Genomic DNA, 21,342 nt, shown 5'->3' on the forward strand with positions numbered 1-21,342 from the left:
CAGCCTCCTCGAGCCCCAGGCAACCAGAGGCCTCTGCTCGACCTGCTCCGGCCCGTCTCACTCGGCCGCCAGGACGGCGCCGATCGGGGCCCGGGTGGCACCCCGGATCGGAGCGAGTAGCACCGCGACCAGGGCCAGGAAGGACAGGAGGGCCACGAGCAGCACTGGCCCGATGCCGGGGCGCACTACCAGCGGCATCCCCGCTCTGGCGTAGAAGAGGGACTCGCCGGCTGTTGTCACCACTAGCGGTAGGAGCGAGATCAGCAGCGCCGTCCCCACGTACAGCGCCGCCTCGATGACCACCTGTCGGCGCACGCCGCGCACCGTGCTCCCGGCGCAGCGCAGCACCGCGAGCTCACGCTGCCGGGACCGGGAGGACATGCCGACGACGGCCACGGCCCCCAGTAGCGCCTCCACCCCGAGGATCGTCGCCAGCACCAGTGAGTCCACCTGGTTGATGGTTACGTTCAGGTGCGCCGCCTCCACCACTGCCTGCCCCGTGGCGAGACTGGTCGTGAGTGCCGCGGTGAAGGAGATCGCCAGGGCCAGCAGGCCGATGGCACTTGCCGACGACTCGCTGCGCCACAGCGCCGAACGGCGCGCGATGAGCCACGGCCCACCCAGCCGCGCCAGCGGCGCCGACCACAGCCGCAGCAGTCCCGGGATGAGCGCGGGTGCGAGCAGCACCACGAGGACCGCGAGCAGGAGGGACGCCAGGATTGCCTGGCCCCCACCGGTCGGCCATCCGTCGATCTTCTTCCCGGGCGGGGCCAGGAAGGCGACGAGCAGCTGCCCCGCGGATGCGAGCGCCCACAGTCCGGCCAGGATCCGTCGCCCCACACCCATGCGCCGTCGCCCGCCCGGGGCTGCGTCGCGAACCGCCTCCACGGCGGGCGTCCTCACCGCGGCGCGCGCCGGGCCCACGGCCCCCAGGACCGCGACAGCGACCACAACCACCACGGTGAGCAGGAGCGTCGTCGGGGTCTGGGCGACCTCGATGCGCCCCATGCGCGCGGCTGCCAGGCGGGTGAGCACCGAGGCGAAGGGCTGGGCCGCGACCATCCCCAGCAAGATCCCGGGCACACAGGCCACCAGGCCCAGCACCGCCACGGTGGCGAGGACGGCGGCGAGCACCTGGCGGGGCAGGGCGCCGGCCAGTCTCCACAGGGCCCAGCTCGTGCGCAGTGCCTGCACGCAGGACTGCCCGACGACGGCCACCACCGGAACCGTCACCATCGCCGTGTAGAAGGCGACCGAGACGCCCGGAACCGTGAGCTCGGCCGGGTCCACGCCCGCCGCCCGCGCCGCGGCAACGACGTCGGGCCGGGTGACGGTCATGCGGTGCACCAGGCAGACGTTGATGAGCCCTGCGGCGAGGGCCAGTACCGCCACCGTTCCCGACCAGGCCCGCCACTGGGTAGCCAGGGCGCGCAGTGTGTAGCGGGTCATGCCGCAGCTCCCGTCTGGTTGACGGCGGCCAGCAGCTCGTCGGGGGTGGCGCCGCAGCGGCGATCGACGATGCGGCCGTCGCGCATGATGAGCACGCTCTCCGCCAGGGCCGCGGCCCCCAGGTCATGCGTCACGAGGATGACGGCGGCCCCGTCGTCGGCCAGGCGCCGCAGCTCGGCCAGGACGAAGGCGGCCGAACGGGTGTCCAGGGCCCCGGTCGGTTCGTCGGCGAAGACGACCGGTGGACGGCGGTAGAGGACCCGCCCCAGGGCGACACGCTGCTGCTCGCCGCCCGAGAGCGTGGTCGCGACCGCGTCGGCGCGCGACTCCAGTCCCAGTCCGGCCAGGACCTCCCGCACCCGTGCCGAGTCGGGGCGCCGGCCGGCCAAGGTGTCGGAGATCGTGATGTTCTCCTGCACCGTCAGGTAGGGCACGAGGTTGTAGGCCTGGAAGACGAAGCCCACCCGGTCGCGGTAGAGCTCGGCCACTCGCGCCGCCGGGAGCCCGCCGAGGTCGCGCCCCATGAGCGAGACACGCCCCGACGTCGCCGGCTCCAGCCCGGCCAGGCACAGCAGCGCCGTCGACTTGCCCGACCCGCTGGGGCCGACCAGCGCCGTCATCCGCCCCGGCATCATGGCGCAGGAGATGCCGTGCAGGATCTCGATCGGTTCCCCGCCAGGGGTCGGGAAGGACTTGTGCAGATCGTGCGCCTCCACAGCGGCCGGGCCACCTTCTCCCCCGACGCCAACGACGCCTCCCTCCCCAGCCGTACCGCCCGGGTCCTCGAGAACCCCGGGCGTGCGTCCCCACACCGGTTGAGCCGACCGGTCCGACTGTGTCCGTTCACGTCGAGCTGCCATGACCCTTGCGCCGTCCTCTCCCCTGTGAATCCGCCGGTATCGCTGGACGCCGTCGGACGCCCGCGGTTCAACCTAGGCGGCCGCCTCGGCTCCCGGGCCCGCAGACCGAGAACTGTCCACAGATGATGACAACCGGCCCCACGGGCAGTGTGGCGGGGGACATTCCGCGCGGCCGGGTGCGGTCCGCTCCAGCCGGGGACAGTCCGCGCGTTCGGGGACCGGATTCCCGTCCCCGACGGCGTCGAAGGTCCCCGGCCGCACGAAAATGTCCCCGGACGCGCGAAGTGCACCCGACAGCACCGCATGCCCTCGCCTCACCACGCCGCGCGCACTCAGCCGCCACACCCGCCCGAGCCGCACATCTGCCCGCACGCCACACACCGCCGCGCTTCCGACAACAACACGAGGGCCGGTCGCAGTCGGCCTTTCGACCAACCACAACCGGCCCCGCGCACGGACCTCAACCGGCCCTCAGCCGCAGCTTTCCGACGTCAGAACGCCGCGACGACCGCCCCGTCGGGCCAGGTCTTGTTGATGTAGTCACGCAGCTTTTCGTCGTTGAGGAGCTTGGCGAGCTTCTTGAGGTGCTCGTTGTCCTTGTCGTCCTTGCGCACGACGAGCTGGTTGGGGTACTCGGAGTCCTTGCCGCCCTTCTCCAGGACGAGCGCGTCCTTCTTGGGGTTCAGCCCGGCGTCGATGGCGTAGTTGCCGTTGATGACCGCGGCCTCGGCGTCGGGCATCGACTTGTAGACCTGGGCGCCGTCAACCGTGGTGAACTTCAGCTTCTTGGGGTTGGAGGTCACGTCGGTGTCGCTGGGCAGCTCGGCGGACTTGTCCAGCTCGATGAGCCCGGCCTGGGCCAGGAGCTTGAGCCCACGCGCCGTGTTGGCCGGGTCGTTGTTGAGGACGATCGTGCCGCCCTCCTTGATCTCCTTGACGTCCTTGTAGCCCTTGGAGGTGTAGATACCCATGGGCTCGATGTGGACGTCGGCGATGGAGACGAAGTCGTAGCCCTTCTCCTTGTTCTGCTGAGCCAGGAAGTTGGGGGTCTGGTAGAAGTTGGCGGCCAGCGAGCCGTCCTCCAGCGAGGAGTTGGGCGTCTGGTAGTCGTTGATCTCCTTGATGTCCAGCTTGATGCCGGAGCCCTTGGTGAGGTTGTCCTGAACCCACTTGAGGATCTCAACGTGGGGCTTGGGGGTGGCACCGATGGTGATCGTGGCGGTGTCGCCGTCGACCTTGATGCCCTTGACCTCGCCCTTACCGGACTTGGAGCCGCAGGCGGCCAGGGTGAGGGCGGCGGCGGTGGCCAGGCCACCGGCGATGACGGTGCGCCGGGAGATGAAGGAGGACATGGTGGTTCCTTTCGCGGGGCCGGGCGGCCCCCAGTGACGGGAGAGAGGAAAGTCTTGAAAGTGCTGGGGCCGACGGCGCGGCCGCCCGGTTCCAGGCGGCTGCGCGCCTACCCGGCTGGTGATCGCCTCAGCGGTGGTTCACCAGCCGGCTGAGCATGTCGCCGACCAGCTGGATGACGCCGACGATGCCGACAATGACAACCACGGTGATGACCATGACGTCCACCTGGTTGCGCTGGTAGCCGTACTGGATGGCGAGGTCACCCACGCCACCGCCGCCCACGGCGCCGGCCATGGCGGAGTAGCCCAGGAGGGTGATGATGGTGACGGTGGCCGACTGGATGAGGATCGGCAGGGCCTCACGTACGAGGACCCCCCAGGTGATCTGCCGCCCGGAGGCCCCCATCATGAGAGCGGCCTCGACCTTGCCGCGGTCGACGTCGTTGATGGCCGTCTCCACCAGGCGCGCGTAGAACGGGATCGCGCCGATGGTCAGCGGCACGCAGGCCGCCTGCCACCCCAGGGAGGTGCCCACGAGCAACCGGGTGAGCGGGATGAGCGCCACCATGAGGATGATGAAGGGCATGGAGCGCCCGATGTTGACGATCTGGGAGAGCACCCAGTACAGGGTCGGGTTGCGGAACTGGCCCCGCTTACCGGTGGAGACCAGGGCGAGCCCCAGCAGAAGCCCGAGGATGACTGTGATGGCCCCGGAGACGAAGGTCATCGCCAGGGTCTCAACGAGGGCGTAGCCGAGCTTGTTCTGGATGGCCGGGTTGTCAAACCAGGTGCGGCTGCTCGGCACGGCGACGGCCTGGCTCAGCGGAAGGAGGATCGAGTTCATGAGCGGACCTCCGCAGCAATACCGGCCTTGCGCAGGGTGCTCACGGCCTGTTCGGTGTCGGACGCGGGGACGGTGACGGCCAGGCGCCCGATCTGGGCCTGCCCGATCGTCTCGAAGACGCCGGCGGCGATGTCCCCACCGAGCTCGGCCACCATCGACATGAGGGCGACGGCGGCCGGCTGGCCCGGGTGGGCGGTGATGGAGACGTCGATGACACTCTCCCCGTGGGCGACGGCGGCCTCGGGCACCTTCGGGAAGGGCACGATCTCGCGCGAGAGCCGGGAGTCGACGTCGAGCACGATGTCCTCCAGGCGGCCGCTCTCCACGATCTTGCCGGCCTCAAGCAGGCTGACGGAGTCGCAGACCTGGCGGACCACGCTCATCTCATGGGTGATGATGATGACGGTCAGGCCCAGGGTGTCGCGGACATTCTTGATGAGGTCGAGGATGGAGCGGGTGGTCTCCGGGTCCAGGGCGGAGGTGGGCTCGTCGCACAGCAGGACGGCCGGGTCATCGGCCAACGCCCGGGCGATGCCGACGCGCTGCTTCTGGCCGCCGGAGAGCTGGGAAGGATAGGAGCCGCCGCGGTCGGCCAGCCCCACGAGGTCGAGCATGCGCTTGACGACCGGGTGGCGCCTACCGCCGGGGACACCCGCGAGCGCCAGCGGGTAGGCGATGTTCTGCGCCGTGGTGCGCTGGTCCAGGAGGTTGGCGTGCTGGAAGACCATGCCGATGCGACGTCGGGCCTCACGCAGCTGGCTGGGCGACAGGGCGGTCATGTCCTGGCCGGCGACGCTCACATGGCCGCTGGTGGGGCGCTCCAGGGAGGTCAGGCAGCGCACGAGCGTGGACTTGCCGGCCCCGGAGGTGCCGACGATGCCGTGGATGGAGCCGGCGGCGACGTCGAGGCTGAGCCCGTCCAGGGCGCGCACCTCCTTGCCGCTGCGCAGGCGGTAGACCTTGTGGACGTCGCGCAAGGAGATCATGGGCTCGCTTGGAGAGCCGGGCACGTCACCGTCTTCGGACCGGCCGGGCTCGGCGGTCGACTGTTCACTGATTGTCACGTATTCCTCCATCGTTCCTGGCGGAAGCACCCGCACCATGAAGGGGGTTGCTGCAATGTCGTCGAGCCAGGTCTCTCGGTTGCTCTGGATGGCCACGAGTAACTTACGCAGCGCCACCTTGGCGACGCAAGCGAGGCCACCTTCAAGGGACCGAGGTCACGCCCACCACTCGCCGCCCCTCGGCCCGGCCGTCAGTCCACCCTCAGTCTGTCCGCGACCGGCGCTCCCGCAACATCCTGGCTATTCCCAGGTCACGTGTCGGCGCCGCTACTCGCGCCGCACAGGGCAACGTGTTTGGATCTGCTCATGAGTGCGACCGTAGAGCCGACCGCCCCCGACATCCTGGGAGAGCCGTGGGTGGCCCGCCGTATCCCGGTGACCGAGTCACCCACGAAGGCGCCCGGCGCCGACCACGCCGTGCTCGTCTTCCAGCGTGAGGCGGCGGGCCGGGCCAGCCGGCCCCGGCACTCGCGCGCGGTCCTCTACCTGCACGGCCGCAGCGACTACTTCTTCCAGACCCACCTGGCCCAGGCCTACCTCGACGCCGGCTTCGAGTTCTACGCGCTGGACCTGCGGGCCTGCGGACGGGCCGGCGTCGGGCACGCCTCCCCGCACGACGTGCGCGACCTGCGCGTCCATGACGAGGAGATCGCCGAGGCCCTGCGCATCATCCGCTCCGAGCACGGGCACGACGTCGTCGTCCTCAACGGGCACTCGACCGGCGGGCTGCAGGCGGTCATCTGGGCGGCCGACCACCCCGGTACCGTGGACGCGCTCGTCCTCAACTCCCCGTGGTTGGACCTGCGCGGCTCGGCGCTGGTGCGCTCCTACGGCTCGGCCTTCGTGGACCTCCTCTCGCGGCGGGCCCCCGAGCGCGTCATCGGTGAGCCGGGCAGCAGCGATGAGGACAACTACGTCGCGGCCCTGCACCGGCGCTGGCGCGGCGAGTGGGACTGGGACCTGGCGCTCAAGCCGGCGCCGTCCTTCCCGGTGCGGGCCGGGTTCCTGGCGGGGATCCGGCGTCTGCAGCGCGAGGTCCACCACGGGCTGGGGATCCGGGTGCCGATCCTCGTGTGCTGCTCAACGGCCAGTGGCGGCGTCAAGGCGAGCCTGGAGGAGGCGCAGCGCTCCGACGTCGTCCTCGACGTGGAGCAGATCATCGACCGCTCCCAGTACCTGGGCGACGACGTGACCGTCCGCCAGATCCCCGAGGGCGTCCACGACCTGGCCCTGTCCGGGCCGCTGGCGCGCGCCGAGTACCTTCAGGCCGTCATGCGCTGGCTGGACAACCGCCTGCACTGAGCGCCTGCGCCGAGTCGCTGAGCCTCAGTCGCGGCGCCCTAGTCGCGGAGCGCGGTGAGCTGCTCGGCGAGCTCGTCGCTGACTCGTTCGACGACCTCGAGGGTGTCGAGGAAGTCGGCCATGGTGCCGTACCAGGGGTCGGGCACGTTGAGGACGCTGCGGGAGGACCCGCCTGCGGCGACCGCCTCGACCTGCTGGGTGGAGGCCGGGTCGAGCTCGCGGTACATGCGGATGCGGTCGGGCTCGGCCCCCAGGCCCCCGGCGCGGCGCTGCAGGACGTTCCAGTGGGAGTCGGTCATGGCCAGCAGGAGGTCGGCCTCGGTGATCTCGGCGTCAGTGACGCGGTGGGCGGTGTGGGAGGCGATGGCGATGCCCGTGGCGCGCGAGACGTCGTCGGCGCCGACGCCGTAGCCGGCCTCGGTCAGGACGCGGCGGGCCCGGGAGTCGATGGGGTTGCCACGTTCCTCGTCGGAGACGCCGGCGGAGGTGACGGTCACGCCGCCCGGCCCGGAGTCCGGGATGCCGGCGGCGGCGAGGCGATCGCGCAGGACGACCTCGGCCATGGCGGAGCGACAGATGTTGCCGGTACACACCATGACGACCCGGTAGGGGCCGGCGCCGCGACGGCCGGGCAGCACGGCAGGCGCCGGGGCGGCTGAACCGGCGGGCGCAGTGGAGGAGGCTGAGGTGGAGGAGGCAGCGGCGGTCGTCTCGGTGCTGGCGTCGGAGGAGCTCACATCCCGAGCCTTACGCACGCCGCAGTCGCCTGTCCACTGACCTGTCCACTGACGCAGTCTCCCGGCGTCAGGAACGGGCGCTCGCCGACGGGGACATCTCACGCGGCCGGGGAAATTTGCTCGCGGCCGGGGACACCCTGCGCGTTCGGGGACGGGATTGCTGTCCCCGACGGCGTCGAATGCCCCCGTCCGGAACGACACGCACCCGGCCGCGCAGATTGTCCCCGCCGGCAAGGGAACTCGACGGCGGCAAGAGGCCACTGCGACGCCGGCACGAGGTGAAGCGTCCGCGCGGTCGTAGGGTAGGTCGCGCAGTCGTGCCTTTAACCCTCGACTGCGCCGCATACGGTACGACCGCGACGGCGGCAAGAGGCCGCTGCGGCTAGGTGACTGCGCGGCCGAGCGGCTGCTCGGGCCCCGGCTAGAGCGCGCGGCCGTCGAGGACGTCGGCGACCCAGGACCGGGCCACGACGAAGTCCTTGTCGCTGGTGCCGGCCAGGACCGCCGTCGGGCGGGCGTCCAGCCGCGGGTAGGAGCCCAGGAACCGCACCACCGGGCAGGTGCGGTGCAGCCCGATGAGGGCGGCCTGGACCCGCTCCTCGCGCACGTGCCCCTCGACGTCGATGGAGAAGCGGTAGCGCCCCAGGGAGTCGCCCACGGGCCGGGACTCGATGCGCGAGAGGTTGACGCCGCGGGCGCTGAACTGCTCGAGCATGTCCAGCAGGGCGCCGGAGCGGTCGTGCGGGAGGTGGACGAGCAGGGTGGTCTTGTCGGCGCCGGTGGGCTCGCCCACGCGGCCGGGCCGGGTCACCTTGACGAAGCGGGTGACGGCGTCGGGGTTGTCCGCCACGCCCCCGGCGATGACCTCCAACCCGTACTGCTTGGCGGCCAGCGGGTTGCACAGGACGGCCTGGAATCCGGTGTCCCCCTCGGTGGTGGCCAGCGCGCGGGCGGGCGCCGAGGTGGAGGTCCCGGCGACGTACACGGCCCCGGGCAGGTTCTGGTGAACCCAGCCGCGGCACTGGGCCCAGGCGTGCGGGTGGGTGGAGATGGCGCGCACGTCCTCCAGGCGAGTGCCGGGGCGGCCGGCCAGGACGAAGGTGATCGGCACGGCCATCTCGGCGGCGATGACCAGGGGCGTGGAGGCCACGAGGTTGTCCAGCGTGGCATTGACCCCGCCCTCGACGGAGTTCTCAATGGGCACGACGGCGGCCTCCACCGTGCGCTCGCGCAGGTGGTCCAGGGCGGTGGGCACGTCCGGGCAGGGGTCGAGCTCGACGTCGACGGGGGCGACCTGGCGCAGCGCCATCTCGGTGAAGGTGCCGGCCGGCCCCAGGAAGGACCAGAGCGGTGCGGGAGCAGTCATGGGCACAGGGTAGCCAGTCCGGGCGGTCGGGCCGACGGCGGCTTGCTCCGTGGAACGCAGGGGCCCTCCCGCGGAGGCGACGGGCCGGTCCCTCCGCCGGGCCTGGTCAGGAGGGAACGGCCCAGGTCCAGCCAGAGCCGGACTCCCCCACCGGGATGCCGCCTCCTGACACCCTCCCGTGACGCCGCCAGGCCTGGCAGGCTGGAGCCATGAGTGTCTTCCGCAAGCACGACGACGGCCCGGTCTCCACCACCCTGGAGGCTCAGGGGCTGACCTGGCTCGCCGAGGCGATGGCCGACGGCGGGGCACACGTGGTGCCGGTGACCAGCGGCCCGGGCTGGCTGGAGGAACCGCGGCTGACGACGACCGGCGTGACGCCGGCCGGGGCGGAGGCCTTCGGTCGGGCACTGGCCGTTACCCACGCCGCGGGTGCCCCGGCCTTCGGGGCGGCGCCTCCCGGCTGGGACGGCCGGGCGCAGATGGGCCGCTCGGACATCCGGCTGCGGCCGCACGCCGTCGAGGAGGGCGAGCCGCGCCGCTGGGGCGAGTTCTACGCCGAGGACCGGATCCTGCCCTACCTGCAGCCCAGTCGGGACAACGGCTCGATCAGCGCCGGCGGGGCCGGAGTCGTCGAGCGGCTGTGCGAGCGTCTGCGCGACGGCGACTTCGACACCGACCAGCCGGCCCTCGTGCGCGCCGGCGCCCGTGAACGCGGCGCGCGGGTCGCGGTGGCCCGCACGCACGGGGATCTGTGGTGCGGCAATGTCCTGTGGACCCCGGCCGATGAGGCCGCCCAGTGGGCGCCGCCGCGGGCCGGCCTCGGGCCGCAGGAGCCCGACCCCGGGCAGACACCCGTGGGCGGGCCGGCCGGCGGGTCGACGGTGGTCGGCGTGCTCATTGACCCGATGGCACAGGGCGCGCACGCCGAGACCGACCTGGCGGCCCTGGGCGTGTTCGGGCAGCGCTACCTGGATCGCATCTACGCGGCCTACCACGAGGTCTCGCCGCTGGCGGAGGGCTGGCGCGAGCGGGTGGGCCTGCACTCCTGGCACATCCTCATGATTCACGCCTTCCTCTTCGGCGGGGGCTATGGCGGGGAGGCGGTCGCCGTGGCCCGCCAGTACCTGTGAGCGGTCAGGGCCCGTAGGCTGGTTGGGTGAGACCTCGACGACGTCAACAGCGCCTGGTGCGCGGGGTCGTGTACGTCCTCGTGCTGCTGGTGGTCATCGGCATGATCCTGGCGGTGGTAGGGCCGGCCCTCGCCACCGCGGCCCCGACGGCGCCGAAATCCGAGACAGCGCCGGCGTCCCAGGCGGCGTCGGCGCCGGCCTCCGATGTCGCCTCGGCCTCGCACTCATCTTCGCGGCCGGCGCCGGTGGTCGTCCTGGCGACGAACAATCTCACCTGGGCGGACCTGCAAGCACAGGCCTCCCGCGAGGGCGCCGCTGAGGACTCCGCTTCTTCCGGTACCAGCTCGGCGGCCGACCGCCTGCTGGCCTTCGCCTGGCGGGGCGAGCCGATGAACCTGTCCGTGCGCACCCCGGCGGACCGCACCTGCCCGGCCGATGCCTGGCTCACCCTGGGCCGGGGCAGGCGCGCGAGCGCCGTCGAGGCGGCCGCTTCCTGCGCCGGCCCCACTGCCGCGATCCCCCGCAGCACCCCCCTGGTCGGGGCGCTCGGGCAGGACGTCTCGGTCCAGGCCGTCGGCCCGGGTACGCAGCTGGCCACAGGGGCACCGGGGGCTCAGCGAACAGGCCCGCCCCCGTGGCTCCGTCGGTGGCCGATGCCCTGGTCGCCGACGCGGACCTCACCATCGTCGACACTGCGAGCGCCGCCTCCACTGACACCGAGCGGATCGCCGCCCTCGACGAGGCCCTGCGCATGGTCCAGGAGCAGTCGCGCCCTGGCACTCGCATCATCGTCGCCTCCCTGGCCGACGACGAGGCCCCCGGCCCCCAGGTGGCGGTCCTGCCCGCGGGCACGAGGAGCGCGCGCGGCGCCTCCGGGGGTCTTGTCGTCGGCGACTCCACGCACCAGGCGGGCCTGGCCCAGCTGACCGACCTCACCCCGACTCTCGTCTCCGCCCTGGGCGGCCGCCGCGACCCAGCCTTCGACGGCCACGCGCTCACGCTGCCCGAGACCGGCCGCGCGGGCGTGGCAACGACCAACACAAGCGCCGCCACCGGGGACGCCCGCATCTCGCGGCTCGCCGACGACGCCCTGCACGCCCGTGCCTCCCAGGCCACGGTCATGCGGGCCGGCGCCCTGCTCATGGGCCTGGCCGTGGCGCTCCTGGTCTGGGCGGCCGTCGCGCTGCGTAGCCCGAAGGCGAGTCGGCGCGAGGCTCTCCGCCGCCGGGTCACGTGGGTGGCCGTCTACCTCAGCGGCCTGCCGACGGCGTTGCTGCTGGTCAATGCCGCCCCGTGGTGGCGGGTGGGGGCCCGGGCCGGCTCCCCCTCGGGATGGGCCTCACTCGTCGCCGTGGTCGCGGCCGTGCCGGTCGCAGCCGGGATCGTGGGACTGGCCGCCGGGATCGCGGCGCTGGTACGACGGCGCAAGCGGCCCCACCCTGCCGTCTCACCGAGCCCGTCGCCCTCAGCGCTTGGTGCCGCAGCCGCTGAAACGGCCGGATCCCCCAACACCCCCTCCGCCCGAGGGGAGGCCGCGGCCGATCCGCCACCGGGCGAGGCCGGCGTCCCCGCGCCCGCCTTGCCGTCTCCACCCCGCAACGGAGCGAGCCTGACGGCCCTGCTGGTGGCGGCGGCGATCCCGCTGGCCTGGCTGCTCGACGCCGCCGCGGGCGCACCCCTGGCCTTCAACAACCCTCTGGGCATGAACGCGGTGGTGGCGGGCCGTTTCTACGGGGTGTCGAATACGGCTTTCGCGCTGGTGGCCGGCGCGCTCATCGTCGTCATCGCCGGCGTCTGGGAGGTTCTGGGCGGCGGCCGGCGGAGCGCGCTGCTGGTGACAGCCCTGCTGGGCGGGGCGGCGCTGCTCGTCGATGGGGCCCCGCAGCTGGGCGCGGACGTGGGTGGTGCGCTGACACTGGTGCCGACGCTGGCCTTCCTCACTGCGGGCCTGGCGAATCTGCGCCTGAGCTGGCGGCGCTGGCTGGCCATCGGGGCCATAACAGTCCTGGTGGTGGGCGGCTTCGCCGTCGTCGACCTCCTCCGACCCGGTGAGCCCACGCACCTGGGGCGCTTCGCCCGTCAGGTGGCCGACGGCTCGGCCGCCGGCGTGCTGGGGCGCAAGGCCTACGCGCTGGTCGGTCCCTTCGTCACGAAGCCGGTCATGGCGGCAGCCCTGGCCTGCGCCGTGGTCGTCGTGGCAGCGGCCCTGTGGTGGGGACGCCGGCAGGTGCGGGCCTGGCGCAATGGCACGAGCCCCTACGCCTGGCTCGCCCCCACCGCCCACGGGGACAATCCACGCGTGGGGGACAGGAATCCGGTTCCCCAACGCGTGGAATGTCCCCCTCCGCGCGATGGGTGACAACGGCGCTGAAGTCCCTGGGGGTACTGACGCTCGTGGCCGTCCTGGTCAACGACTCCGGTGTCACGATGGCCGGCTTCATCCTGGCGGCAGCGGCTCCCGCCCTGCTGGCGCTGACGCTGGCCGGCAGTGAGTCGGCGCGCTAGCTCTCGGCCGTCTCCGAGGCGGCCTGCGAGCCCTCACCGTGGTGCGGCTTCTCGGCGGGCTCGACGTCGTCGTCGGCCTTGGGGGGCTGCGGCACGGCGCGGTAGGCGAAGAAGTGGTCCTGCTCGGCGGCCGCCCTGTCGAAGGAGGCGCGCGGCACACGGTGGCGACGCAGCTTACGCCGGGTCACGGCCCTCAGGACGTCCTTGTACTGGGAGGCGCGGTGCATCGTGCCGGCCCGGTCGTTACCGGTGACGCGGTGGGTGATGTCGCAGGGGACCTCGATGACGGCGAGCCCGGCCACGAGGACGTCGATGGTCAGGCCGACCTCCACCCCCCAGCCGTCGGCCAGGGGCACCGCCTTCTCATAGGCCTCGCGGCTCAGACATCGCTGACCGGACAGCGGCGCCACAGGCAGCCACCCGGTGGACAGCGAGATGGCCCGCCTGGCGGCGCGCACGACCCGGCCGCGGCCGCCGGCCCCGGACTGCTTGGGGGGCACCGCGATGGACATGTCGGCCACGCCGTCGACGACCGGAGGCACCAACTCGGCGCAGGAGGCGGCCGAGTCCCCCAGGTCGGCGTCGATGAACAGCAGCAGCCGGGCGGGACCGTCGGAGTAGTCGCGCATGGCGACGACGGAGGCCCCGGTCTCCATGGCGGAGGCCTTCCCGCGTGAGACGGAGTGGCGGACGGTCACGGCGCCGGCGGCGCGGGCGTGGTCCTGGGTTCCGTCGGTCGAGCCGTCGTCGACGACGATGACGAGGTCCACTCGCGGGATGGAGCGGCAGGCCCGGACAGTGGTGGCGATGCGCTCAGCCTCATCCTTGGCAGGGATGACCACGGCAACGCGCTGGTCGGGCCGCTTGGTGGAACTCACTCCCCCAGGGTATCCAGACTCCCGGCCTCCAGCCGATACCTGAGCGCCTCGTTATCGCACGCCTTTTTTGTGAGGCCCGTCAAGTTCTGCGATCTCATGCCATGCGGCGCGGAATCCTCGGGCTCCGCGCGCAGCACAGGCACGTCGCGCCGACCGCTGCGACACGCCGATGCGCCACGAGGAGAGCACCCCTCGCCACTTTCAGACTTTCCTGGGTGATCTTGTGTCAAACCTTCAGCATGGGACCACGGTCCCCGGAGAAACTGAGAAATCTTGCAGCAATGAATCAGGATTCCTCATTCGGGAGCTAGAGTCACGTATTTCGGCATGTCACACCCGGTTCTCGTGGCACAGTGGAGACAAGGAGCCCGTCAACGGAGCCGGGTTCCGCCGGCGCATTTCGCGTCCTTCCGTGTGCCGGGGCGACTCCCCTGCCGCCCCGGCACGCCTTGGCCCTCATCAGCCCTGCATCCTTCATGCAGGTCAGTGCAAGGCGCTTGCGAGCAGATCGAGCCCCACGCTGCCCAGGTCGATGCCCCGGTTGTGGAAGGCGCGCAAATCCAGCTCACCGCCCTCGGTGCGGGCCTGAGCCCGGGCACTGCGCCGACCGGCCTGCCAGACCCGCTCCCCCACCGCGTAGGCCAGCGGCTGGGACGGCCACCCCAGGTGCCGGGAGACCTCGAAGCGCAGGCGCCCCTCGGAGATCACGGTGTGGTGGCGCAGCACGGCGGTGACGGTCGCCCGGTTCCACTCGCGGCAGGCCCCCGGGAGCGCGGCGACGTCGTCGGGCACGGGGAGCCGGGAGTGGACGCCCAGGTCCACGAGGACCCGGGCCAGGCGCCAGCGGCGTGCCGCCAGGCAGCCGAAACGGTCCTCGGGCGTAGGCATGAGCCCGAGCTCGTCGGCGAGGGACTCGGCATACAGGCCCCAGCCCTCATCGCAGCCGGGCACGGAGCCCAAGTAGCGCTGCCAGGCGGTCAGGCGCGTACTGGTGGCATGCGCGCCGACGTGGACGTGGTGGCCCGGAACCGACTCATGCAGGACCGTGGTCCGCTCCATCCACGGCCACACCAGCTGCTCGCCGGCAGCCAGGGAGCGCATGACGACGCCGGGCCGACGCTCCCCGCCGGTACCGCGCGGCTCCTCGTAGTGGACGGCGCCGTCGCCGGGCTCCCCGAGGCGCACCCGGGGGCGGCCCAGGCCGTCGGGCGGGTCGAGGATCCGGCCGACGACGGCGTCCCAGGCCTCGTCGGCGACCTCCTGCGCCCAGATCGTGTAGTCCTGCGCGCGCACAGCGCGGGTCGGGTCGGCGCGCAGGTGCCGGTTGAGGCTGCCGGCATCGGCGCCGGGCCCCAGGATGTCGACGGCGATGGCGTCCTGCTCGGCGATGACCCGCCCCAGCTCCTCCGTGGCCCAGGCGTAGGTCTCCTCGGGGTCCACCCGGGTGCCCAGGACGCGGCGCATCCACAGGGCGTGGCGCTGCGGGCCGACCCCCTCGGCCTGGGGCGCCCGCGGCGAGAGCGTCGTACGCAGGTGGGAGGCGAAGTCCAGCGCGGCGCGGCGGGCGACGATGTCCGCCTCCTGCAGCTGGACGTGCAGAGTGGCCGGCAGGTCCTCAGGCAGCGCCTGGGTCCGGCGTCGGGCGAGGTCACGTGCCTGCCCGGCGACGACGTCGACCTGACTGAGCGGGGCGATCGCACCGGCCTCGGCGGAGGCGGACAGGGAGGCGGCCAGCCCCTCCAGGGCGGCGGGCAGCGCCTCCAGACGGGTGCGGTGCAGGTTCCAGGCGTCCTCCCACTTGGCCTCGGCCTCGGCGAGGTCCGCCTCCTCGGAGCCGGCACGGTCGGGCGCCTCGGGGGGCCGGTGCAGCTGGCGGGCGATCTGCTGGAACGGCGAGGAGAGGAAACCGAGGTTTCCACCCTCCTCCCCGGCGGAGATGAACTGGATGGAGGTCTCCAGGCGCTCCAGGAGGTGGCGGCGCAGGAGCTCGTCGGAGCCGGTCGAGTGCTCGACGGCGGCCACGCGGTGACGCAGGGAGCGCTCGGCACTGAGACGCTCGGCCAGTCCCGCGGGCGAGTAGTCGGGCAGGATGGTCCCGCCGGGCAGTCCGGTGCGGGCGGCCGCCTCGGGATCGTGGGCACACAGGAGTTGGGCGTACTCGTCGGCAAGGTCGCGCAGGACGACGCCGGCGGCCGCGGTCTCCGAGGGGGAGCGGACCGAGGAGCGGGTGGCGGCCTGGGCGGAGGTGTGAGCGGCGGGCGCCGCGGAGGATGCCGCCTCGACCTCGCGCACGCTCAAGGGGGCGCCGGCCGTGCGGACGGCCCGCCAGGTTCCTGAGCTCGGGTGCTGCGGGTGGACCGGCGGCCGCTCGGGCGGCCCGGTGCTCACCGGGCTGGTGGCGGGGGCGGGTGCGACGTCCGCCGTGTCGGCGCGGGCGTCCTGCGCATGGGAGCCGGTCGCGGATGCAGCGGGTCCGACTGGAGAGTGCTTCGAGGAGTGATCGGACATAACAAGCAGGCCTTTCGCTTCACTCGCCGCATGGCGTGCGGGCCCGGCGGCGACATTGCCGTCTCACCAGGGTGCCAGGAAGCGGAACAAAGGTCCATAGGCATCGCAGATCTGACGGCGAAGACAATTGGATGAATTGGCGGGCGCCCCACCCTGCTCGAAGACGGCGTGCGCAGGTGGGGACTGATGGTGAACGACGTGGGAACTGGCACTGGTGCTGATCCAGCCCCGGGGCACGTGACTCAACGATGAGCCCCGGCCGGGACCTCGGTAGCGGGCGAGGGAGCGGGACTCCCTATCCCCTCCTGCCGGCGCGGAGGCCCGAAAGGGGCTGGCCGGCGATCAGCAGGGGCTATCGGATAGCGGTCGAGGGGCATCGATGGCGACCGGCCGATGAGCAGGGGCGCAGCAGACTGACGCGCATGGCCGTCGACCGCGGCGCGCAGCCGCAAACAGGGCGGGTCATCAGTGCTCCTCTCATCTCGACGGGCCGGGACGCCCCGGTGCGGGGCGCTCGTCGTGCCGTTGTTGTGCTGTGATGGACGTGGCACGATTCAAGGACGCTGGGCCGGCAGTGTCAAGGATCTGCGGCCACGGTTCACCCATACCGATATTCGCGCAGGTCAGAGGCATCTTGGCGATCTGGGCGCATCGCTGCGCTGCCGCCATTGGGAGCGCTCACAGGCGAGCGCCGTGCCGTCGTCAGTCCGTACCCTCCGGCCCGGACCGACCGCATGGTGGTCACTCGTCATTGACAGCACGTGCCAGGTGTGCGCAACACGGCCCCACCTCAGCCTCCTCACCAAATCCCGCCGCACCCCAACTGTCCATATACCCCGCCACACCCCAACCGACCGCGCCTGCCCACCGATTCCCGGACCGCCACCGACACGGCCGGGGACATTCCGCGCGGCCAGGCGCGTCTCTCTGCGGCCAGGGGCATTCGACGCCGTCGGGGACAGCAATCCCGTCCCCGGGCGCGCGAGACGTCCCCGGCCGGAAGATAGTGTCCCCGCACACGCAGAATGTCCCCCGGCATGCCAGCGAGCTCTCGGTGACACGGCGTACGTTGGTCGCACCCAATGCCGCGCGCCTTCCGCTGAGTCGGGGGCACCGGTGCCCGCGGATGGCGACCGACAGCACCACCGCCGACACCACCTTCATCCGCGCAGCCCTGCGCGCCATCGTCACGATTGGAGACAGCTGATGACCGCTAAGAAGACTCTCAAGAAGACGGGCGACCGCACTCTCATCATCTACGCCCACCCCTACGACGGCTCCTTCAACCACGCCGTGCTCGAGGCCGCCACCTCCGCCCTGGACAAGGCGGGCCGGCCCTACGACGTCGTCGACCTCTACGCCGACGGCTTCGACCCGCGCATGCCCGCTGAGGAGCTGGCCCTGTTCACGGAGGGCGGCACGCTGGACCCGCTGGTGAGCCACTACCAGAAGCTCATCGAGGGGGCCTCGCGCATCATTGTCATCTGCCCGATCTGGTGGAGCGAGGTGCCCTCCATCGTCAAGGGATTCGTCGACAAAGTCATGAAACAGAACTGGGCCTACCACCCGACGGCCTCCGGGGTGAAGGGGCACCTCACCCACATCCAGCAGGTGCTGGTGCTCACCACCTCAACCGCCCCGACCTGGTTCCTGCGCCGGTTCTGCGGCAACTACGTCGGCTCGGTGTTCCTGGGAGCCGTCCTCAAGCAGCTGGGCATGGGCGGGCGAAGCTGGGTCAACTTCGGCAAGGTCGGCAAGACCGGCCGACGCCAGCACAAGAAGCACCTCAAGCGCGTGGCCCGGCTCGTGGTGAAGTGACGCATGAGCCCCGGTGTGACCGCGGCGCGCCAAGCCGAGCTGAACTCGGGACGAGACGAGTCCCGAACACTGGCGGAGATCCTGGCCATCACCCATTCCGCACTTCTGACGCAGGTGGTGCCGGAGGCGCCCGAGGGGCTGGTTGAAGCGGCCAAGCGCGCCGACTCGCTCGGCATCCTGGCCCGTATGCAGACCATGGGCGAAGCGCTGTCTACGCACCTGGGTCACTCCGCCTGCCTGGATCTCGCTGACCACCCGGTCGACACGGTCCGGGGCTGGGCAGTCTTCGCCCTGGTCTCCCAGGAGAAGGACGCCGACGTCGACATGCTGCTGGCCCTGGTGCGACCGGCCGCGGATGACCCGCACTTCGGAGTGCGCGAGTGGGCATGGATGGCGGTGCGACCGCACTTGGTGCCCCGGCTCGACGAGGCGATCCGCGCGCTGCGGCCATGGACCTCGGAACCCTCGGAGCGCATCCGGCGCTTCGCCAGCGAGTCGCTGCGTCCACGCGGCGTGTGGGCGCGGCACATCCCCGCGCTCAAGAAGGAGCCCGAGCGGGGCCTTCCGCTGCTCGAGCCGCTGCGTGCCGACTCCTCCCGCTACGTGCAGGACTCTGTGGCGAACTGGATCAATGACGCCGCCAAGACCCAGCCCGCCTGGGCCAGGGAGCTCTGCGAGCGCTGGCAGGAGGAGTCGCCCACCCCGGCCACTGAACGGATCATCAAGCGAGCGCTGCGCTCGATCCGGTGATGGTGTCGGCCAGCTGGTGGCCGAACCCGGACGGGCTGTCCTCTCAGTACTCACGCACCCCTCGATGGGGGCATTCCGCGCGGCCGGGTGCGCATCCTTCCGGGCGGGGGCATTCGACGCCGTCGGGGACAGCGAACCCGTCCCCCAACGCGCGAGACGTCCCCGGCCGGAAGAAAGTGTCCCCGCACGCGTGAGACGTCCCCGTCAGCGGGGGACGGTCAGGCCAGCAGGGGGAGTCGCCCGCCCCGGTCGCCATCGAGCCGGGCATTCTTCGCGGTGCCCCACAGAAATTCCGGAGGGCGACGCGAAAGATGCCCGGCTCGACGAGAGAAAGAGTCAGAGATTGACCTGGCGGGAGATGATGCCGGCCTTGGCGCGGCGGACCTCGGGGCTCAGGGGGCTGGTGTCGGCCAGTGCGGCCTCCAGGCGCTTGCCCATGGCCTGCAGCGGCTTGGTGAGCTCCTCGGCCTCAGTGCCGGGGACGAGCTCCCACACCGGGATGGCCAGGCCGTTGGCCCGGAAGGCGCCGACGAAGCGCGCTCCCTCCTCCAGGTCGGACTCGCGCGCGGCGTAGATGCGGGCGAAGGCGTTGAAGAACTCGTCCTCATCCTCCCCACGCGCCCAGCGCACGAACTCCTTGGCGCCCAGTCGGCACCAGTAGGCGTGCTCGACGCCGGGAACGGGCCGGGTCGGGGCGATCTCCTCCTTGGCGCGCTCGATGGCCTCCTCAATGACCTGGCGGGTCTGCTCGTCACCGGCCCCGGCCTGCGGGTCGATCCAGAAGTCGAAGGTCTCGCGCACGGAGACGACCGGCGGCTCAGTGGTGTCGAGGATGTCCTGAAGGCGCGGGCCGGGCTCGGGCAGGCCGTCGGTGCGCAGGGCCTGGCCCTCGGGCAGCTCGAGGGTGGCCAGGACGGCGGCGGCGACGTCGCGGGAGGCGTCCCCGGAGTGCATGGAGGTCTGCATGGCCACGAGGACCTCGCCGTCGGAGCGTTTGAGCCCCTGGACGAACTCGGGAAGGAGCGTGACGAGCTGGATCTGCTTGCCCCCGTACTCCTTGGTCAGGCGCACGGTGGCCGTGGCGGCCGGGATGATCTGGGCCATCGCCACGAGGTCCTCCTCGGCCGGCAGACCGGCGAAGGGACGGGCGACGAACTCGATGCTCTGCTTGCGGGGCTTGGCCGACGCGGCGGCCGGACGGCGCCCGTGGCGCTTCTTCTTCGACATGCCCGTCAGCCTACCGGCCACGCGGCGCCCCACCCAGGCCGACGGCGAGCCGTCGCCGGCCCATGACGCGCCTCACGGCAGTTCTCCCCACCGGTTTCCCTCGACGTCACAGGGGGAACAGTCCCGCCGCCGCATGGAGTGGGGAATGCTAGTCCCATGCGATTCAGTGCGGTGGGCCTTCGGCACCTGGGGATCCGTGTTGCTCGAATGGCCTGGAGCAGCCGGCTGCTCAAGACTGCACTGGTGCTCGTCGTCATCAGCGTGTTCCTCACGCTCGCACAAACGTGGGCTCAGCAGCGACCAGTCATGGCGTCCTCACTCACTCAACCGGAGGCGCCGGCGTACTCGACCTGGCAGGCCTCGGCCGAGGCGAAGGAGACGACGTCATGCGACACCTCCACCGGCACGAGCCCCGCACCGGGAACCCAGTGGACTGAGGCCTGGCGCTTCGACAGCGGAACCGACCCATCCGCGACTCTGAGCTCCCCCGTGATCCACCGATGCGGGAACTACCTCGTTGTGGAGTCCCGTGAAAAGAAGTCCACTCTGCGCGGTTACCTCCTTGACAAGGCAGGCCCAAGGATACTGTGGGAGCTGCCGGACAAGAACATCCACGTATGGGGATCCCCTTGGTGGGGCGGGCACTTGGTTCTCAATCACGAGATTCTCGATCCGGCCACCGGGCGCACAGAAGCCGCCCCGTGGTCCTCACACGACTGGCCGTACGTCATCTCCCCTCATCTCATCATCACCTGCGACACCTACAGCAGCACCAACCGGTGCAGCGCCTGGGACTGGAGCGGCGGGCGCCCCACTCGGCGCTGGGAGCGCAGGTACGACGCCCAAACCACCCCTCTGCCGTCAGGAATCGCAGGAGATGACGCCACTGGAAGCATCCTGGTGTCGGCCGTCTCGGTTAACAACAACTATGCGGCACGGACTGGTCTCATGAACCTCGCTGACGGGAGCGTCCGCAACGACTGGGCGGGCGAGGATCTGGGGAGGGAATCGACATACATCCCCGCGCACGACGGGTGGATCCACATCCCCCGGGACTCCGAGACCGCTGAGGCCTACTCCCTTCAAGGAGAGCCGAGGGGGACATTCCCCCTCTCCGGGAGCAATGCGGCGCTGCTCCTGTCGGAATCGGGAACCCCCACCGTGGAGCAGTTCCAGCGGGCCTACGAATCGGGGGACCTCTCCTGGGCCACGTACACCGTCGAGTGCGCCTCCCCCAGCGCCTGCACATTCAACGGCACCCCCGTGACACTGCCCCTCGAGAAGGGCCTCGACCGGACTCCGGGGCGAGGCACGCTGCAGCTCGGCTGGCATCTCACCAGCGACCGACACATCCTGGCGGCCCCGTTCGCATTCCACCGCCAGTGGAGCCAGTCGACAAACGATGAAACATCCCTCGTCATCGACACCCGCACGTCGCAGGTCATCGCCCCTCCGGGGACGTCGGCGCACATTCAGGCCAATCTCACCGACCCGCATCTGATGATCGGTATCCACGGCACCGAGATCGTCGGCTACACGCCCACCTCGTGAC

The 21,342-nt window shown here is 71.5% G+C and carries 18 protein-coding genes; 7 read left to right on the forward strand and 11 right to left on the reverse strand.

Annotation, left to right across the window (positions count from 1 at the left end; genetic code table 11):
- Positions 1-57 precede the first annotated feature (57 nt).
- The 5 genes from AXE84_RS04230 to AXE84_RS04250 all read right to left on the reverse strand — a co-directional run bounded on the left by AXE84_RS04230 (position 58) and on the right by AXE84_RS04250 (position 5,665).
- Positions 58-1,449 carry an FtsX-like permease family protein gene (locus tag AXE84_RS04230; RefSeq protein ID WP_060956964.1) on the reverse strand — a complete coding sequence of 464 codons (1,392 nt, stop codon included), beginning with the start codon at positions 1,447-1,449 and terminating at the stop codon, positions 58-60.
- Positions 1,446-2,165 carry an ABC transporter ATP-binding protein gene (locus tag AXE84_RS04235; RefSeq protein WP_060956965.1) on the reverse strand — a complete coding sequence of 240 codons (720 nt, stop codon included), beginning with the start codon at positions 2,163-2,165 and terminating at the stop codon, positions 1,446-1,448. Before AXE84_RS04235 ends, AXE84_RS04230 begins: the two co-directional genes overlap by 4 nt.
- Before the next feature lie 635 nt (positions 2,166-2,800).
- Positions 2,801-3,661, reverse strand: coding sequence for a MetQ/NlpA family ABC transporter substrate-binding protein (locus AXE84_RS04240; protein ID WP_060956966.1), 861 nt, complete (start codon positions 3,659-3,661; stop codon positions 2,801-2,803).
- A 127-nt stretch (positions 3,662-3,788) separates the two neighbouring features.
- Positions 3,789-4,505: a methionine ABC transporter permease gene (locus AXE84_RS04245; protein ID WP_060956967.1), complete on the reverse strand. Its 717-nt coding sequence runs from the start codon at positions 4,503-4,505 to the stop codon at positions 3,789-3,791.
- Positions 4,502-5,665, reverse strand: a complete 1,164-nt coding sequence (locus tag AXE84_RS04250; protein WP_060956968.1) for a methionine ABC transporter ATP-binding protein — start codon at positions 5,663-5,665, stop codon at positions 4,502-4,504. Before AXE84_RS04250 ends, AXE84_RS04245 begins: the two co-directional genes overlap by 4 nt.
- A 210-nt stretch (positions 5,666-5,875) precedes the next feature.
- On the opposite strand from AXE84_RS04250, the gene AXE84_RS04255 reads away from it, so the two are divergent.
- Positions 5,876-6,871 carry an alpha/beta hydrolase gene (locus AXE84_RS04255; protein WP_060956969.1) on the forward strand — a complete coding sequence of 332 codons (996 nt, stop codon included), beginning with the start codon at positions 5,876-5,878 and terminating at the stop codon, positions 6,869-6,871.
- Between the two features lie 38 nt (positions 6,872-6,909).
- On the opposite strand, the gene AXE84_RS04260 is transcribed toward AXE84_RS04255, so the two are convergent.
- Together AXE84_RS04260 and pheA are read right to left on the reverse strand one after the other, a co-directional pair.
- Positions 6,910-7,467, reverse strand: a complete 558-nt coding sequence (locus tag AXE84_RS04260) for a low molecular weight protein-tyrosine-phosphatase (RefSeq protein ID WP_208854588.1) — start codon at positions 7,465-7,467, stop codon at positions 6,910-6,912.
- Positions 7,468-8,029: 562 nt separating this feature from the next.
- Positions 8,030-8,974, reverse strand: a complete 945-nt coding sequence (gene pheA, locus AXE84_RS04265; RefSeq protein WP_060956970.1) for a prephenate dehydratase — start codon at positions 8,972-8,974, stop codon at positions 8,030-8,032.
- A 209-nt stretch (positions 8,975-9,183) separates the two neighbouring features.
- Between pheA and AXE84_RS04270 the strand changes: the two genes are divergently transcribed.
- A complete protein-coding gene (locus tag AXE84_RS04270) occupies positions 9,184-10,104 on the forward strand; it encodes a fructosamine kinase family protein (protein WP_060956971.1) in 921 nt (306 codons plus the stop codon).
- A gap of 43 nt (positions 10,105-10,147) precedes the next feature.
- On the opposite strand, the gene AXE84_RS13210 is transcribed toward AXE84_RS04270, so the two are convergent.
- Positions 10,148-10,702, reverse strand: coding sequence for a hypothetical protein (locus AXE84_RS13210; RefSeq protein ID WP_236750140.1), 555 nt, complete (start codon positions 10,700-10,702; stop codon positions 10,148-10,150).
- A 36-nt stretch (positions 10,703-10,738) separates the two neighbouring features.
- Here AXE84_RS13210 and AXE84_RS04280 point away from each other — a divergent pair, with 36 nt between their 5' ends.
- On the forward strand, positions 10,739-12,463 hold the full coding sequence (locus AXE84_RS04280; protein WP_060956973.1) for a hypothetical protein: 1,725 nt from the start codon (positions 10,739-10,741) through the stop codon (positions 12,461-12,463).
- Positions 12,460-12,609, forward strand: a complete 150-nt coding sequence (locus AXE84_RS13215) for a hypothetical protein (protein WP_236750141.1) — start codon at positions 12,460-12,462, stop codon at positions 12,607-12,609. Before AXE84_RS04280 ends, AXE84_RS13215 begins: the two co-directional genes overlap by 4 nt.
- Here the strand turns inward: AXE84_RS13215 and AXE84_RS04285 are convergent.
- Together AXE84_RS04285 and AXE84_RS04290 are read right to left on the reverse strand one after the other, a co-directional pair.
- A complete protein-coding gene (locus AXE84_RS04285; protein ID WP_060956974.1) occupies positions 12,606-13,487 on the reverse strand; it encodes a glycosyltransferase family 2 protein in 882 nt (293 codons plus the stop codon). The two genes, AXE84_RS13215 and AXE84_RS04285, sit on opposite strands and share 4 nt — an antisense overlap.
- A gap of 483 nt (positions 13,488-13,970) precedes the next feature.
- On the reverse strand, positions 13,971-15,995 hold the full coding sequence (locus tag AXE84_RS04290) for a DUF885 domain-containing protein (protein WP_060956975.1): 2,025 nt from the start codon (positions 15,993-15,995) through the stop codon (positions 13,971-13,973).
- A 1,206-nt stretch (positions 15,996-17,201) separates the two neighbouring features.
- On the opposite strand from AXE84_RS04290, the gene AXE84_RS04300 reads away from it, so the two are divergent.
- A complete protein-coding gene (locus AXE84_RS04300) occupies positions 17,202-17,813 on the forward strand; it encodes an NAD(P)H-dependent oxidoreductase (RefSeq protein WP_009406677.1) in 612 nt (203 codons plus the stop codon).
- A 3-nt stretch (positions 17,814-17,816) separates the two neighbouring features.
- Positions 17,817-18,563 (forward strand): DNA alkylation repair protein, encoded by a 747-nt coding sequence (locus AXE84_RS04305; protein ID WP_029316034.1) that lies wholly within the window; start codon positions 17,817-17,819, stop codon positions 18,561-18,563.
- A 336-nt stretch (positions 18,564-18,899) separates the two neighbouring features.
- On the opposite strand, the gene AXE84_RS04310 is transcribed toward AXE84_RS04305, so the two are convergent.
- Complete coding sequence (locus AXE84_RS04310) at positions 18,900-19,790, reverse strand: DUF5926 family protein (protein WP_060956977.1); 891 nt, start codon at positions 19,788-19,790, stop codon at positions 18,900-18,902.
- A 156-nt stretch (positions 19,791-19,946) separates the two neighbouring features.
- Between AXE84_RS04310 and AXE84_RS04315 the strand changes: the two genes are divergently transcribed.
- Positions 19,947-21,341 carry a hypothetical protein gene (locus AXE84_RS04315; RefSeq protein ID WP_060956978.1) on the forward strand — a complete coding sequence of 465 codons (1,395 nt, stop codon included), beginning with the start codon at positions 19,947-19,949 and terminating at the stop codon, positions 21,339-21,341.
- The last annotated feature ends 1 nt before the right edge of the window (position 21,342 follow it).

Source organism: Actinomyces oris, assembly GCF_001553935.1.
Lineage (GTDB): Bacteria > Actinomycetota > Actinomycetes > Actinomycetales > Actinomycetaceae > Actinomyces > Actinomyces oris_A.